The organism is Pseudomonas sp. FP2338, from assembly GCF_030687515.1.
In the GTDB taxonomy this organism is placed as follows: Bacteria; Pseudomonadota; Gammaproteobacteria; order Pseudomonadales; family Pseudomonadaceae; genus Aquipseudomonas; species Aquipseudomonas salomonii.
Map to the genome: position 1 here is coordinate 6,359,639 of NZ_CP117436.1, position 14,287 is coordinate 6,373,925.

Annotated in this window: 13 protein-coding genes; 6 read left to right on the forward strand and 7 right to left on the reverse strand. The window is 61.2% G+C overall.

Annotation, left to right across the window (positions count from 1 at the left end; translation table 11 throughout):
- Nucleotides 1–209 precede the first annotated feature (209 nt).
- Together PSH96_RS28975 and PSH96_RS28980 are read right to left on the reverse strand one after the other, a co-directional pair.
- Nucleotides 210–1,196 carry a phosphate ABC transporter substrate-binding protein PstS gene (locus PSH96_RS28975; RefSeq protein WP_017135798.1) on the reverse strand — a complete coding sequence of 329 codons (987 nt, stop codon included), beginning with the start codon at nucleotides 1,194–1,196 and terminating at the stop codon, nucleotides 210–212.
- A gap of 321 nt (nucleotides 1,197–1,517) precedes the next feature.
- Nucleotides 1,518–2,807 (reverse strand): MFS transporter, encoded by a 1,290-nt coding sequence (locus tag PSH96_RS28980; RefSeq protein ID WP_219337450.1) that lies wholly within the window; start codon nucleotides 2,805–2,807, stop codon nucleotides 1,518–1,520.
- 564 nt (nucleotides 2,808–3,371) lie between these two features.
- Here PSH96_RS28980 and PSH96_RS28985 point away from each other — a divergent pair.
- Both PSH96_RS28985 and PSH96_RS28990 read left to right on the forward strand, forming a co-directional pair.
- Entirely contained in the window at nucleotides 3,372–3,776 is a 405-nt protein-coding gene (locus PSH96_RS28985; protein WP_003176975.1) for an acyl-CoA thioesterase, read from the forward strand.
- 57 nt (nucleotides 3,777–3,833) lie between these two features.
- On the forward strand, nucleotides 3,834–4,733 hold the full coding sequence (locus PSH96_RS28990; protein WP_305456666.1) for a D-hexose-6-phosphate mutarotase: 900 nt from the start codon (nucleotides 3,834–3,836) through the stop codon (nucleotides 4,731–4,733).
- Between the two features lie 151 nt (nucleotides 4,734–4,884).
- Here PSH96_RS28990 and PSH96_RS28995 read toward each other — a convergent pair whose 3' ends face one another.
- The 5 genes from PSH96_RS28995 to PSH96_RS29015 form a co-directional block, all read right to left on the reverse strand.
- Nucleotides 4,885–5,421 carry a DUF3299 domain-containing protein gene (locus PSH96_RS28995; RefSeq protein ID WP_017135795.1) on the reverse strand — a complete coding sequence of 179 codons (537 nt, stop codon included), beginning with the start codon at nucleotides 5,419–5,421 and terminating at the stop codon, nucleotides 4,885–4,887.
- A gap of 79 nt (nucleotides 5,422–5,500) precedes the next feature.
- Nucleotides 5,501–5,746, reverse strand: a complete 246-nt coding sequence (locus tag PSH96_RS29000) for a GlsB/YeaQ/YmgE family stress response membrane protein (protein ID WP_015886585.1) — start codon at nucleotides 5,744–5,746, stop codon at nucleotides 5,501–5,503.
- Nucleotides 5,747–5,851: 105 nt separating this feature from the next.
- A complete protein-coding gene (locus PSH96_RS29005; RefSeq protein WP_305456667.1) occupies nucleotides 5,852–6,937 on the reverse strand; it encodes a 5-(carboxyamino)imidazole ribonucleotide synthase in 1,086 nt (361 codons plus the stop codon).
- A gap of 12 nt (nucleotides 6,938–6,949) precedes the next feature.
- Nucleotides 6,950–7,441, reverse strand: a complete 492-nt coding sequence (purE, locus tag PSH96_RS29010) for a 5-(carboxyamino)imidazole ribonucleotide mutase (RefSeq protein ID WP_003195648.1) — start codon at nucleotides 7,439–7,441, stop codon at nucleotides 6,950–6,952.
- A 348-nt stretch (nucleotides 7,442–7,789) separates the two neighbouring features.
- Nucleotides 7,790–8,698 (reverse strand): LysR substrate-binding domain-containing protein, encoded by a 909-nt coding sequence (locus PSH96_RS29015; protein ID WP_305456669.1) that lies wholly within the window; start codon nucleotides 8,696–8,698, stop codon nucleotides 7,790–7,792.
- Nucleotides 8,699–8,880: 182 nt separating this feature from the next.
- On the opposite strand from PSH96_RS29015, the gene aspA reads away from it, so the two are divergent.
- The 4 genes from aspA (at nucleotide 8,881) to PSH96_RS29035 (ending at nucleotide 14,235) form a co-directional block, all read left to right on the forward strand.
- Nucleotides 8,881–10,305, forward strand: coding sequence for an aspartate ammonia-lyase (gene aspA / locus PSH96_RS29020; RefSeq protein ID WP_017135792.1), 1,425 nt, complete (start codon nucleotides 8,881–8,883; stop codon nucleotides 10,303–10,305).
- A 393-nt stretch (nucleotides 10,306–10,698) separates the two neighbouring features.
- Nucleotides 10,699–12,144: a sodium:alanine symporter family protein gene (locus PSH96_RS29025; RefSeq protein ID WP_305456671.1), complete on the forward strand. Its 1,446-nt coding sequence runs from the start codon at nucleotides 10,699–10,701 to the stop codon at nucleotides 12,142–12,144.
- Between the two features lie 76 nt (nucleotides 12,145–12,220).
- Nucleotides 12,221–13,198 carry an asparaginase gene (locus PSH96_RS29030; protein ID WP_305456672.1) on the forward strand — a complete coding sequence of 326 codons (978 nt, stop codon included), beginning with the start codon at nucleotides 12,221–12,223 and terminating at the stop codon, nucleotides 13,196–13,198.
- Nucleotides 13,199–13,248: 50 nt separating this feature from the next.
- Complete coding sequence (locus PSH96_RS29035) at nucleotides 13,249–14,235, forward strand: AraC family transcriptional regulator (RefSeq protein ID WP_305456673.1); 987 nt, start codon at nucleotides 13,249–13,251, stop codon at nucleotides 14,233–14,235.
- The last annotated feature ends 52 nt before the right edge of the window (nucleotides 14,236–14,287 follow it).

Genomic DNA, 14,287 nt, shown 5'->3' on the forward strand with positions numbered 1-14,287 from the left:
CCGCGTAGCAGGGCTGGCAGCGGACTAAAAAATTAGGGGTGTAGGCGGGTTAAAGGAGCAAGGGATTACTGTGGCGAGCAAGCTTGCTTGCGCTGGGGTGCGAAGCGCCCCCAAGGCTTGCGACTGCTACGCAGTCGAACGGGAGCAAGCTCCCTCGCCACAGCAAGCCCGCTTCCACAGGGCCCGCTGCTACACCAGGTATTGCAGGCTTAGTTGCCTTCTTTCAAACCCAGGTCAGCCAGGGCCTTGGCGGCCACTTTAGCCGGCAGTGGGATGTAGCCGTCTTTGACGACCACTTCCTGGCCCTGTTTGGACAGAACCAGCTTCACGAACTCAGCTTCCAGCGGGGCCAAAGGCTTGTTCGGGGCTTTGTTGACGTACACGTAGAGGAAGCGCGACAGCGGGTATTTGCCGTTCAGGGCGTTTTCTTCGCTGTCTTCGATGAAGTCAGTGCTGCCTTTCTTGGCCAGGGCCACGGTCTTCACGCTGGCGGTCTTGTAGCCGATGCCCGAGTAACCAATGCCGTTCAGCGAGGAGCTGATCGACTGCACGACCGAAGCCGAGCCAGGTTGTTCGTTGACGTTTGGCTTGTAGTCGCCTTTGCACAGGGCTTCTTCTTTGAAGTAGCCGTAGGTGCCGGATACCGAGTTACGACCAAACAGCTGAACCGGCTTGTTGGCCAGGTCGCCGGTCACACCCAGGTCGCCCCAGGTTTTAACGTCGGCTTTAGCACCGCACAGACGCGTCGAGGAGAAGATCGCGTCGACTTGTTCCATGGTCAGGTGCTGGATCGGGTTGTCCTTGTGTACGAACACGGCCAGGGCATCCACGGCAACCGGGATAGCGGTTGGCTTGTAACCGTACTTCTGCTCGAAGGCCGCCAGTTCGGTGTCCTTCATTTTGCGGCTCATCGGGCCCAGGTTGGAGGTGCCTTCAGTCAGCGCAGGAGGTGCAGTGGCGGAGCCGGCAGCCTGAATCTGGATGTTGACGTTCGGGTATTCCTTTTTGTAACCCTCAGCCCACAGGGTCATCAGGTTAGCCAGGGTATCGGAACCGACGCTGGACAAGTTGCCCGACACACCAGTGGTCTTAACGTAAGCCGGGATTGCCGGATCAACACCAGCGGCCACCGCGTTGGCGGTCGCAACGCCAGCAGCGACAAAAGTCATTGCCGCCATCAAACGTTTCAGTTTCATGCCTTGCTCCTAGCAGATAGGGATAGTTGGATCGGGGCCAAGTATCGGTAGGCCGTGTGAACACTCTATGTCTGGAATATGACAATTAGATGAAAGGCCAGTATTTATGAAAAACCTGACAGAAAGGGGAAAGTGCAATAAACCCGGGGCTTGCGGGGAGGTTGAAGCGCTTTAAGCGGTGTTTCAGAAACACTCTGTAATCGTTGGTGAACGCAAAAACCTGTGGCGAGGGAGCTTGCTCCCGTTGGACTGCACAGCAGTCCCATGCCTGGGGCCGCTACGCGACCCAGCGGGCGCAAGCTCCCTCGCCACAGGGCTATATCAGCGTCCGCGTTTCCACAGGTAACCGCCCACCGCTATCCCCATCACGCACAGGACGGCCACGTAATAAGCAGGACCCATCGGGCTTTCCTTCATCAGCAGCGATACCGCCAATGGCGTCAGGCCGCCGAATACGGCATAGGCCACATTGTAGGAGAACGATAAGCCGCTGAAACGCACCACCGGCGGGAATGCTTTCACCATCACGTAAGGCACTACACCGATGGTGCCCACAAACAGGCCGGTCAATGCGTACAGCGGGAACAACCAGTCCGGGTGAGCCATCAGGCTGTGATACAGCGTCCAGGAGGTGGCCAGCAGCAACGCGCAACCGGTGACCAAAACGCGACCAGCACCAAAACGGTCAGCCAGCGCGCCGGAGGCGATGCAGCCCAGGCTCAGCGTAACGATCGCCAGGCTGTTGGCTTGCAGCGCAACCGTCGGGCTGAAGTGGTAGACGGTTTGCAGCACGGTCGGGGTCATCAAGATGACCACAACCACACCCGCCGACAGCAACCACGTCAGCAGCATCGACAGCACAATGGCACCGCGGTGGTCACGCAATACCGCGCGCAACGGCAGCTCGGCAGCCAGGGTTTTGCGCTGCTGCATCTCGGCGAAGATCGGTGTTTCGTGCAACCACCGGCGCAAGTAAACCGACAGCAGGCCGAACACACCGCCCAGCAGGAACGGGATACGCCACGCGTAATCCGAGACCTGCTCCGGGGTATAGAGGGTGTTGATGGCGGTGGCCACCAGCGAGCCCAGCAAAATACCGGCGGTGAGGCCGCTGGTCAGGGTGCCGCAGGCATAGCCGATGTGGCGCGGCGGCACGTGTTCGGAAACAAACACCCAGGCGCCCGGTACTTCGCCGCCAATGGCGGCGCCCTGGATGACGCGCATCAGCAGCAACAATAGCGGCGCCCACAGGCCGATCTGTGCGTAGGTCGGCAGCAGGCCCATGATCAGGGTCGGCACGGCCATCATGAAGATGCTCAGGGTGAACATTTTCTTGCGGCCCAGCAGGTCACCGAAGTGCGCCATGATGATGCCGCCCAGCGGGCGTGCCAGGTAGCCGGCGGCGAAGATGCCGAAGGTCTGCATCATGCGCAGCCATTCAGGCATGTCGACGGGGAAAAACAGCTTCCCGACCACGGTGGCGAAAAATACAAAGATAATGAAGTCGTAAAATTCCAGCGCCCCGCCCAAGGCAGACAGCGACAGGGTTTTGTAGTCGTTGCGGGTCAGCGGGCGCGAAGGTTGCGCACTGCTTGCAGGCACGGAGGACATGGCAAGGCTTCTCTTATTGTCAGGACGGCGAACGCGAGACCCCGGCAAGCGCCGGGGTCGGTTCGGCACGATAACAAATCGCCCGCAAAAGCACAGCGTTGCTTGACGCCCGCGTTCCACAGGCAATCCCCGATAGCAGGCCGTGCCAGTGTGCACCGCGCTCGCGGGAACGGTGGGCATGTCGGGCTTCTCGTGCAAAGGTGCTGACCCGAATAACAGCCCAGGCGCTGTAAATAATCCCGGCGATAGGCACAGTTTCTGCAAAAAGCCGCGATACAGCGCAGATTTGCCGACCAAATGAGCTTGCGGAGGTCGTCGTCGCCACAGGGTCTCGATATACTCGGCCCGTGCGAGCGCCAAACCCGCTGTCTTGAGGGGCTGCTGTGCCAAAACGTTGTTGGATGACCCTCAGGTTAGGTTCCAGCCGCTTTGGCAGAGTTTCCCTTTAGTGCGCCTTACGAGAAACGTATCGAGCGGTGTAGGTTGGTGCTGAAACGTTTTTCCAGAAGACGGCTATCCACTTGAAACACCCATGAAGCGTTACGGGTCAGAGGCACCCTCGGCATGATTGAACTCGAACAAGAAGATCCTATCCCGCAAGGCGATCTCGCCTTGCAAATCACCGCGCTGCCGCGTGAAACAAACGGGTTTGGCGATATCTTCGGCGGCTGGCTGGTCGCGCAGATGGACCTGGCCGGCACGGCCATGGCCAGCAAGGTCGCCGGCGGCCGAGTGGCCACCGTAGCGATTGATCGCATGGCGTTCCTGGTGCCGGTGGCCGTCGGCGCGCAGCTGTCTTTCTACACGCAGGCCCTGGAAATCGGCCGCAGCTCGATCCAGATGATGGTCGAAGTGTGGAGCGACGACCCGCTGTCGAGCGAATGGCGCAAAGTCACCGAGGCGGTGTTTGTGTTCGTCGCCATCGATGGCAGCGGCCGCACGCGTTCGGTACCGTCGCGCGCGCGTTAAACCTCACCGGGTTTTGACGGTCAATTGCCCCATTGCCTGCCATAAAGAGTGCTTTGTATGCCTGTGCCCCACGTTGAAACTGTGAAAATCGACGAGCTGGACTGCTGGCGCATTCGCCACAATGGCGCTGAATTGATGGTGGCCCAACAGGGCGCGCACATCTTCAGTTACCAGCGCCAGGGCGAACAGCCGCTGATCTGGCCGAACCCTGCGGCGGTGTACAAGCAAGGCAAGGGCATCCGTACCGGCGTGCCGGTGTGCTGGCCATGGTTTGGTGTGTTTGACCGCAACCCGCAGAGCGTCAAGGCGATGCGCCAGAGCGAGCAACCGGCCGGCGCCCATGGTTTTGTGCGCACGGCACAGTGGGAGCTGGCTGCGAGCGAACTCGAAGGCCAAGCGCTGCGGGTGGATTTGGTGCTGCCGGTTCCCGAGGGCGGCTTCCCCGGCTGGCCGCATCAGGTCGACCTGACACTGAGCCTGCTGTTGGACGATCAACTGCACATCCGCCTGACCAGCCACAACCGTGGCACCGACACCGTGACACTCAGCCAGGCGCTGCACACGTATTTCGCCGTGAGTGACGTGCGCAAGGTGCAGGTCGAAGGGCTGGCTGGGCTGGCGTATATCGACACCGCCGATGGCTGGGCCGAGAAGAAGCAGTCCGGCCTGCTGCACTTCAGTGCCGAAACTGACCGTATCTACCTGGATACTCCGGCGCAGTTGGATATCGTCGATACCGATTGGCAGCGTCGCATCCAACTGACCGCCGAGGGTTCGAACTCGACGGTGATCTGGAACCCGTGGACCGAACGCGCCAAGGCGTTTGACGACATGGCCGATGACGGCTGGCAGGGCATGCTGTGCATCGAGACGGCGAATGTGCTGGATGATGTGGTTAGCCTGGCGCCGGGTCAAAGCCATACCTTGGGTGTGAGCATCGCCAGTATCGCCCTGTAAACCCAATCAAAATGAGGGAGCGGGCTTGTGTGGGAGCCGGGCTTGCCCGCGATTCAAGCACCTCGGTGTATCAGTAACACCGAGGTGATGCTATCGCAGGCAAGCCAGCTCCCACACAAGCCCGCTCCCACATTGGGTTCTGCGTCATGATCTAGAGATCGGACTCTTTCACTACTCTGACCTTCCCCGCATCCAGCGCATACGCCGCATCTGCCAGGTCATTGTTGACCTTCTCCACCTTCAACGTGCCCGTCACCCACAGCGGCGTGTAGATATCATCCAGCTTCAGCCCCTTGGGATAACGCACCAGCACCAACTGGTTAGGCGGCGGTGGCGGTACGTGGATGCAGGCGCCTGGGTACGGCACCAGGAAAAACAGGGTGCTGCGGCCCTTCGCGTCGGTTTCCAACGGTACAGGGTAGCCACCGATGCGGATGTTCTTGCCGTTCATGGCGGCCACGGTCTTGGTCGAGTACATCACCGCCGGCAAGCCTTTGCTCTGCTTCAAGCCACCTTTGTCGGTGAACGTGCCTTGGGCTTCGGGGGAGTTGTGGTCGATCTCGGGCATGGCTTCGAGGGCTTTCTGGTCTGAAAGCGGCATCAGGTCGAGCCAATCGGTTTCCGGCAGTTCACCAGCGTGCGCCAGGCCTGAGCCCAACAGGAGGAGTGTGAATAAAAGACGGCGCATGAAAAAAGCTCGGCAAGTTCAGATGCCGAGCATTCTAGCCCTCTGCGCCTGCGCAGCGCAGAGGGCTTTGTCGCTTAGATCATTTCTTTCTCAGCAGGCCGTAGATCACCAGCAACACGATGGCGCCGATCAGCGCGCCGAGGAAGCCCGCGCCTTGACCCGCCTGGTAGATGCCCAGGGCCTGACCACCGTAGGTGGCAACCAGGGAACCTGCGATACCCAGCAGGATGGTCATGATCCAGCCCATGCTGTCGTCGCCAGGCTTGAGGAAGCGCGCCAGCAGGCCGACGATCAAGCCGATAAAGATGGTTCCAATGATACCCATGGCATTTCCCTCTGAATGAAGTGAACTACACAAAAGCCTAGTCAGACTTTAGCGTCCTGCAATCAGAGAGGCGGCGATAACCAATGGTTCCCGCCGCCCTCAAGGTTATTGCTCGGCGATCAGCGCTTCGACCTTGAGAATCTGCGCCTCAAGGGTCGCACGGTCCTTGCTGCGCAGGTTGGCGTGGCCAACCTTACGCCCGACTTTGAAAGCCTTGCCGTAGTGGTGCAGGTGACAGTCATCAATGGCGATGACTTTTTCTACCGGTGGCACTGCACCGATAAAGTTGAGCATGGCGCTCTCGCCGACCTTGGCCGTGGAGCCCAGCGGCAAGCCTGCCACCGCCCGCAGGTGGTTTTCGAACTGGCTGCACTCGGCGCCTTCGGTGGTCCAGTGCCCGGAGTTGTGTACGCGCGGAGCGATTTCGTTGGCCTTGAGGCCGCCGTCGACTTCAAAGAACTCGAACGCCATCACGCCGACATAATCCAGTTGCTTGAGCACGCGGCTGGAATAGTCTTCGGCCAAGGCCTGCAACGGGTGGTCGGTGCTGGCCACAGACAGCTTGAGGATGCCGCTGTCGTGGGTGTTGTGCACCAACGGGTAGAAGCGGGTCTCGCCGTCACGGGCACGCACGGCGATCAGCGACACTTCACCGGTGAACGGCACAAAGCCTTCCAGCAGGCAGGCGACACTGCCCAGTTCGGCAAAGGTGCCAACCACATCGGCAGCGGTGCGCAGGACTTTCTGGCCCTTGCCGTCATAACCCAGGGTGCGGGTCTTGAGCACGGCTGGCAGGCCGATGCTGGCGACGGCGGCGTCCAGGTCCGCCTGGGACTGGATATCGGCGAAGGCCGGGGTCGGAATGCCCAGGTCCTTGAACATACTCTTTTCGAACCAGCGGTCGCGAGCGATGCGCAAGGCTTCGGCGCTCGGGTACACCGGCACGAACTGCGACAGGAAGGCCACGGTTTCGGCCGGGACGCTTTCGAATTCGAAGGTCACCAGGTCGACTTCATCGGCCAGTTGGCGCAGATGGTCCGGGTCGCTGTAGTCAGCGCGCAGGTGTTCACCCAGGGCCGCCGCGCAGGCGTCCGGCGCCGGGTCCAGGAAAGCGAAGTTCATCCCCAGCGGGGTGCCCGCCAAGGCCAGCATGCGACCCAGTTGGCCGCCACCGATTACACCGATTTTCATCAATCAATACCTTCAGGCGATACGTGGGTCTGGGTTGTCCAACACGCTGTCTGTCTGCTCAGCACGGAATTTTTTCAGCACCGCATGGAACTGCGGGTGCTTGGCACCCAGGATGCTGGCGGACAGCAACGCGGCGTTGATCGCGCCGGCCTTGCCGATTGCCAGGGTGGCCACCGGAATACCGGCCGGCATCTGCACGATGGACAACAGCGAATCCACGCCCGAGAGCATCGACGACTGCACCGGCACACCGAGCACTGGCAGGTGGGTCTTGGCCGCACACATGCCTGGCAGGTGCGCCGCACCGCCGGCACCGGCGATGATCACCTCGATGCCACGGGATTCTGCTTCATCGGCATACTGGAACAGCAAATCCGGGGTGCGGTGGGCAGAGACCACTTTCACTTCATACGGAATGCCGAGTTTTTCCAGCATATCGGCGGTGTGGCTAAGGGTGGACCAATCGGACTTGGAGCCCATGATCACGCCAACCAATGCACTCATCGTCGTGCCTCTTCTCTCTGGGCGCCCGCAGGCGCGTCAAAAAACAACAAGCCACGCGGGAAATCCGGCGTGGCTTGGTGTACGAATTAAGGCCGGTTGGACCGGCCGAAGGCCGCGCAGTATACCGTAATAATCCAGATAAACAGCCCCTGGAATGACCATCTGTCTTACGGCGCAAAGTGGCGGTTTTATTGACTTCCGAGTCAGCGAAACCAGCGCAAATTTCCCCTGGGAAAGGGGTCAATGTGGGAGCTGGCTTGCCTGCGATAGCATCACCTCACTATGGCTGATGTACCGAGGTGCCTGCATCGCAGGCAAGCCAGCTCCCACAGTTGATCTTCATTGCGCTCAGGTGTTTTGTGCAGCCCCGCCTTCCAGCTTGCGCCACAGCAACCGTACGTTCGCCTTGCGCACCAACGCGCAGCGATACAGACGAATCTCCAGCGGCACATGCCATTGCGGGCCGCCGCACACCACCAGTTCGCCACGGGCCAGTTCCGCGCGCACGCTCAATTGTGGCACCCAGGCGATACCCAGCCCTTCCAGCGCCATGCTCTTGAGGCTGTCGGCCATGGCGGTTTCGTACACGGTAGTAAAGCGCAGAGCCCTCTGGCGCAGCAGCAAATTCACCGAGCGCCCCAGGAACGCACCGGCACTGTAGGCCAGCAACGGCACGCTGCCCTCACCTTCCAGGTCGAACAGCGGTTTGCCGTCGGCGTCGGCGGCGCACACTGGGAGCATCTCGGTGTTGCCCAGGTGCAGCGAGGGAAAGATCTCGGCGTCCATCTGCATGGCCGCGTCCGGGTCGTAGAACGCGAGCATCAAGTCGCAGCCACCTTCGCGCAGCGCGTGCACGGCGTCACCGACGTTAGTGGCAACCAATCGCGTGGCGATGTTCAAACCTTCGTTGCGCAGTTGCGCGATCCAACGGGGGAAGAAGCCCAGCGCCAAGGAGTGGGCAGCCGCGACTTGCATGACCTCCCCTTGCCCGCCTTCCAGGTGATGCAAATGGCGCAATACTTCACCGAGCTGTTCGACCACCGTGCGCGCGGTGACCAGAAACAATTGCCCCGCCGCCGTCAGCTCCACCGGTGTGCGTGAGCGATTGACCAGAGTCAGCCCCAGCGCCGCTTCCAGGCTGCGAATACGTCGACTGAAGGCCGGCTGGGTGACAAAGCGCCGCTCCGCCGCCTGGGAAAAGCTGCGGGTCGCCGCCAGGGCGCTGAAGTCTTCCAGCCATTTGCTCTCAAGGTTCATCACTTCCTCCCACGGGTATGCACCATTTTGGCACACACGCCCGCCATGATAACCGGGTCACACCTACATTATGCCGTTTGTGCATAGGCCAGTGCTTAACAGCATTGGCCCAAAAACTTCTACAAGCCTAGCATTCGCAGCGTTCCGGCCTGTTCCGGGTCCATATCGAGATGATTTCCGTCATGTCCTCCGCTGCATCATTCCGCACAGAAAAAGACCTGCTTGGCGTACTCGAAGTACCGGCTCAAGCGTATTACGGCATCCAGACCCTGCGAGCGGTGAACAACTTCCGCCTCTCGGGCGTTCCGATTTCGCATTACCCGAAATTGGTGGTCGGCCTGGCAATGGTCAAGCAAGCAGCCGCTGATGCCAACCGCGAGTTGGGCCAGCTCAGCGAAGCCAAGCACGCTGCCATCAGCGAGGCTTGTGCCCGTCTGATCCGCGGCGATTTCCACGAAGAGTTCGTGGTGGACATGATTCAAGGCGGCGCTGGCACTTCAACCAATATGAATGCCAACGAAGTCATCGCCAACATCGCGTTGGAGGCCATGGGCCACAACAAGGGCGAGTACCAGTACCTGCACCCTAACAACGACGTGAACATGGCGCAGTCGACCAACGACGCCTACCCAACCGCGATCCGCCTGGGTCTGCTGCTGGGCCATGACGCGCTGCTGGCCAGCCTCGACAGCCTGATCCAGGCATTCGCCGCCAAAGGCGTCGAGTTCGGTCACGTGCTGAAAATGGGTCGCACCCAATTGCAAGACGCTGTGCCGATGACCCTCGGCCAGGAATTCCGCGCCTTCGCCACCACCCTGGGTGAAGACCTGGCACGCCTGAAAACCCTGGCGCCAGAGCTGCTGACCGAAGTGAACCTGGGCGGCACCGCCATCGGCACCGGCATCAACGCCGACCCACGTTACCAAGCCCTGGCCGTACAACGCCTGGCGCTGATCAGCGGCCAGCCGCTGGTTCCGGCTGCCGACTTGATCGAAGCCACCTCCGACATGGGCGCTTTCGTGCTGTTTTCCGGCATGCTCAAACGTACTGCGGTGAAGCTGTCGAAGATCTGCAACGACCTGCGCCTGCTGTCCAGCGGCCCACGCACCGGCATCAACGAGATCAACCTGCCGGCACGCCAGCCAGGCAGCTCGATTATGCCCGGCAAGGTTAACCCGGTGATCCCGGAAGCCGTGAACCAGGTAGCGTTCCAGGTTATCGGTAACGACTTGGCGCTGACCATGGCAGCCGAAGGCGGCCAACTGCAGTTGAACGTGATGGAGCCGCTGATCGCTTTCAAGATCTTCGACTCGATCCGCCTGCTGCAACGCGCCATGGACATGCTGCGCGAACACTGCATCGTCGGCATTACCGCCAACGAAGCCCGTTGCCGCGAGCTGGTGGAACACTCCATCGGCCTGGTCACCGCGCTGAACCCGTACATCGGCTATGAAAACGCCACCCGCATTGCGCGTATCGCCCTCGAAAGCGGCCGCGGCGTGCTGGAACTGGTGCGCGAAGAAGGCTTGCTCGACGACGCCATGCTCGACGACATCCTGCGCCCCGAAAACATGATTGCCCCACGTTTGGTCCCGCTGAAGGCCTAAGCGTTTGATGCACCGCTCACCAGGTTGAGGGACTAGACACCTCTCACCTTTTGAGGGCCTGAAGGCTCGTTCTTCAGGCCCTTTTTTTTGCCTCAAGGTTGTGAAATGACGCCCATAAAAACTCCAATATCGCCCTGCAAACCCTCCTTGCCTGCAACAGCTTGGCTGAAACCTTTAATCGCCCCGTGCAGACGGATCACGCTCGCCTAGGTATAGTGCCGCCCCTCTTCGCGTCTGCGGCCGTCGGTAACGAGGCCCGCAGACATCGCGAAAGCGCATGAATAACAACACCCGCAAAAGGATTGGGGTCGAACCGTCGCGCACTGCCTGGTGCTATGTGAGGGATCGGACCGTCCTGCGTTTGCCATTAGAAAAATCAGCGAGGAACACTCCATGCTCGAAGTCATCAACGACTTCCTCTCAGGGAAAGTACTGATCGTGCTCATTGTCGGGCTCGGCGGTTATTTCACGATCCGCTCGCGTTTCGTACAGTTGCGTCACTTTTTCCACATGTTCTCGGTGTTCAAAGACAGCCTGAAGAGCAGCTCCGGCCAGCTCAGTTCCTTCCAGGCGCTGATGCTCAGCCTGGCCGGCCGCGTGGGTGCCGGTAACATCGCCGGCGTCGGCATTGCCGTGACCCTGGGTGGCCCGGGCGCCGTGTTCTGGATGTGGGTCACCGCGCTGGTGGGCATGTCCTCGAGCTTTATCGAGTGCTCCCTCGGCCAGTTGTACAAGCGCACCGATGCCGAAGGCACCTACCGGGGCGGCCCGGCGTATTACATCCAGCACGGTTTGCAGAAGCGCTGGCTGGGTATGGTCATGGCGTTCCTGTTGCTGGTGACTTTCGGTTTCGCCTTCAACGGCCTGCAAGCCCACGCCGTGACTCACTCGCTGAACAACGCCTTCGGCCTGGACACCACCTACACCGGCCTGGCGCTGGCCGTATTGCTGGGCCTGGTATTCATCGGCGGGATCAAGCGCATCGCTTCGATTGCCGACCTGCTGGTGCCGGTCAAGACCCTGGTCTACATCGCTGTGACCCTGTACGTGATCGTGCTGCAATTCGACCACGTACCGGCCATGCTCGCGACCATCGTCAAGAGCGCGTTCGGCCTCGACCAAGCCTTCGGTGGCCTGGTGGGCAGCGCGATCATCATGGGTGTGAAGCGCGGCGTGTTCGCCAACGAAGCCGGTCTGGGCAGTGCGCCTAACGTGGCAGCGGTGGCCTCGGTAGAACACCCGATCGCCCAAGGCGTGGTCCAGGCGTTCAGCGTGTTCCTCGACACCTTCGTGATCTGCACCTGCACCGCGTTGCTGATCCTGCTCTCCGGTTTCTACACCCCAGGCTTTGAAGGCGACGGCATTGCCCTGACCCAGAACTCCCTGGCGGCGGTAGTCGGTGACTGGGGCCGCATGTTCATCTCGGTGGCCCTGGCGTTGTTCGTGTTCACCTCGATCATGTACAACTACTACCTGGGTGAGAGCAACCTGCGCTTCCTGGTGGGTAACAACCGCAAGGTGCTGATGGGCTACCGCGCGCTGGTGCTGGTGCTGATTTTCTGGGGTTCGATCGAGAACCTGAGCACCGTGTTCGCCTTCGCCGACATCACCATGACCCTGCTCGCGTTCGTGAACCTGTTCGCCCTGGCGTTCCTGTTCAAAATTGCCATGCGCATCCTCAATGACTACGACAACCAGCGCGCTGCGGGCATCAAGACGCCGGTGTTCGACTCCAGCCAGTTCCCTGACCTGGACCTGGATCGCAAGGCCTGGCCGGCTAACCCGGTAAAACCGGAAGCAGTCGCCTCGGCTGAACTGAGCGCTCAAGCGCAACGTTAATCACCGTTAGATGACACGCCGCCCGGCCTTGGGCATGCTCTGGGCCCGGCGGCGTTTTTCGTTCAGGAGATTTTTCATGCAACCAGCTAACAACGTGATGGTGCTCTACACCGGCGGCACCATTGGCATGCAGGCCAGCGCCAACGGCCTGGCGCCTGCGTCGGGTTTTGAGGCGCGCATGCGCGAACAGCTCGCCGATGCAGCAGTGCCCACCTGGCGCTTTCAAGAGATGTCGCCACTGATCGACAGCGCCAACATGACGCCCACCTACTGGCAGCATCTGCGCAGCGCCGTGGTTGAGGCGGTGGACGCAGGCTGCGATGCGGTGCTGATCCTGCACGGCACCGACACCCTGGCCTACAGCGCGGCAGCCATGAGCTTCCAACTGCTGGGCCTGCCGGCGCCGGTAGTCTTCACCGGCTCCATGTTGCCGGCCGGCGTGCCCGACAGCGATGCCTGGGAAAACGTCAGCGGTGCGTTGACGGCCTTGGGCGAAGGCTTGGCACCCGGCGTGCAGCTGTACTTCCACGGCGCGCTGATGGCGCCGACCCGCTGCGCGAAAATCCGCAGCTTCGGTCGCCACCCGTTTGCAGCCCTGCAACGCAATGGCGGCGTCGCCCAGGCTGACATGATCCCGGCCGCCCTGCATTACCGCCAGCCCAAAGCCTTGGCCAATGTCGGCGTCTTGCCGCTGGTGCCGGGCATCGCCGCCGCGCAACTCAACGCGTTGATCGACAGCGGCATCCAGGCGCTGGTGCTGGAATGCTTCGGCAGCGGCACCGGGCCGAGCGATAACCCCGCGTTTCTCGCCAGCCTCAAGCGTGCGCAGGCGCTGGGCGTAACCGTCGTGGCAATCACCCAATGCCATGAAGGCGGCGTGGAGCTGGACGTGTACGAAGCCGGCAGCCGCCTGCGCGGCGTGGGCGTGCTGTCCGGTGGCGGCATGACCCGCGAAGCGGCGTTCGGCAAGCTCAATGCCCTGCTCGGCGCCGGGCTTGAGGCCAGTGAAGTGCGCCGCCTGGTGGAACTGGACCTGTGCGGCGAACTGAGCTGACCGGCATGTAACTTGCTCCACTTCCAGCCATCCCCTGGCTGGAAGTTCCCATGCTGCACTCCCACCTCACCACCCTCAATGCTGTTTCGCTGGTGCTTAACGCCTTCAAAGGTTTGCCCCATGAGGCACTGCTGGCCGGCAGCGGCATCTGTGCGGCGGACTTGACCCGGGCCGACACGCGCATCACCACCAATCAGGAAATGCGCGTGTGCGCCAACGCCGTGGCCCTGCGCCGCGATGTCGGCCTGGAGCTGGGCGCGCAAATGCATGTGTCGGCCTACGGCATGCTCGGTTACGCCCTGCTCACCAGTGCCACCTTTGGTGACGCGTTACGCTTGGCCCTACGGTATCCGGCGCTGTTGGGAACACTGTTCGAGCTGAGCCTTGAAGAGGACGGTGAGCGTATCTGGTTCACCGCCGGCGACTACCGGGAAAACCCCAGCCTGGAAATGTTCAACGTCGAGCTGTGCCTGGCGTCATTGAAAGTGATCTGCGACGACCTGCTCGGCCAGCCTCTGCCGTTACTGGCCGCGCGCTTTGAACATGACGCCCCCGACTACCGCACGCGCTACGCCGAGCGTTTCCCCTGCACGCTGCAATTTCAGGCCACCGCCAATGCCTTTGCCTTCGACAAACACTGGCTGGACCAGCCTCTGCCCCTGGCCGACGCCATCACCCACCAGGCCATGGCCGAGCGTTGCCGCAAACAAAACCTGGAGTTCACCGGGCGCCAGGCCTGGCTCGGCAGAATTCGCCAGCTGCTCGCCGCACAGCTCAACGCCGCGCCGGGCTTGGAGGGTTTGGCCGAGCAGATGAACTGTTCGGCGCGCACCCTGCGCCGGCACCTGCATGACTTGGGATGCAGCTACCAGGAGCTGCTGGACGAGCTGCGTTTCGAGCGCGCCAAGCAACTGCTGGCCGAGGACCAGTGGCCGATTTACCGGATTGCCGAGGCACTGGGCTTCAGCGAAACGGCAAGTTTCAGGCATGCCTTTGTGCGTTGGAGTGGCGTGGCGCCGAGCCAATTTCGCGCATGATGCTTCATTGAGGGGCGAATTCAGGACAGACAATTTGGCCATAATTATCCCC

Coding starts and splice junctions, on each gene's coding strand:
- PSH96_RS29030 (WP_305456672.1), top strand. CDS start 12,221: ATGCAACCAGCTAACAACGTGATGGTGCTCTACACCGGCGGCACCATT.
- PSH96_RS28995 (WP_017135795.1), bottom strand. CDS start 5,421: ATGCGCCGTCTTTTATTCACACTCCTCCTGTTGGGCTCAGGCCTGGCG.
- PSH96_RS29005 (WP_305456667.1), bottom strand. CDS start 6,937: ATGAAAATCGGTGTAATCGGTGGCGGCCAACTGGGTCGCATGCTGGCC.
- PSH96_RS29035 (WP_305456673.1), top strand. CDS start 13,249: ATGCTGCACTCCCACCTCACCACCCTCAATGCTGTTTCGCTGGTGCTT.
- PSH96_RS28980 (WP_219337450.1), bottom strand. CDS start 2,807: ATGTCCTCCGTGCCTGCAAGCAGTGCGCAACCTTCGCGCCCGCTGACC.
- aspA (WP_017135792.1), top strand. CDS start 8,881: ATGTCCTCCGCTGCATCATTCCGCACAGAAAAAGACCTGCTTGGCGTA.
- PSH96_RS29000 (WP_015886585.1), bottom strand. CDS start 5,746: ATGGGTATCATTGGAACCATCTTTATCGGCTTGATCGTCGGCCTGCTG.
- PSH96_RS28975 (WP_017135798.1), bottom strand. CDS start 1,196: ATGAAACTGAAACGTTTGATGGCGGCAATGACTTTTGTCGCTGCTGGC.
- PSH96_RS29025 (WP_305456671.1), top strand. CDS start 10,699: ATGCTCGAAGTCATCAACGACTTCCTCTCAGGGAAAGTACTGATCGTG.
- PSH96_RS29015 (WP_305456669.1), bottom strand. CDS start 8,698: ATGAACCTTGAGAGCAAATGGCTGGAAGACTTCAGCGCCCTGGCGGCG.
- PSH96_RS28985 (WP_003176975.1), top strand. CDS start 3,372: ATGATTGAACTCGAACAAGAAGATCCTATCCCGCAAGGCGATCTCGCC.
- PSH96_RS28990 (WP_305456666.1), top strand. CDS start 3,834: ATGCCTGTGCCCCACGTTGAAACTGTGAAAATCGACGAGCTGGACTGC.
- purE (WP_003195648.1), bottom strand. CDS start 7,441: ATGAGTGCATTGGTTGGCGTGATCATGGGCTCCAAGTCCGATTGGTCC.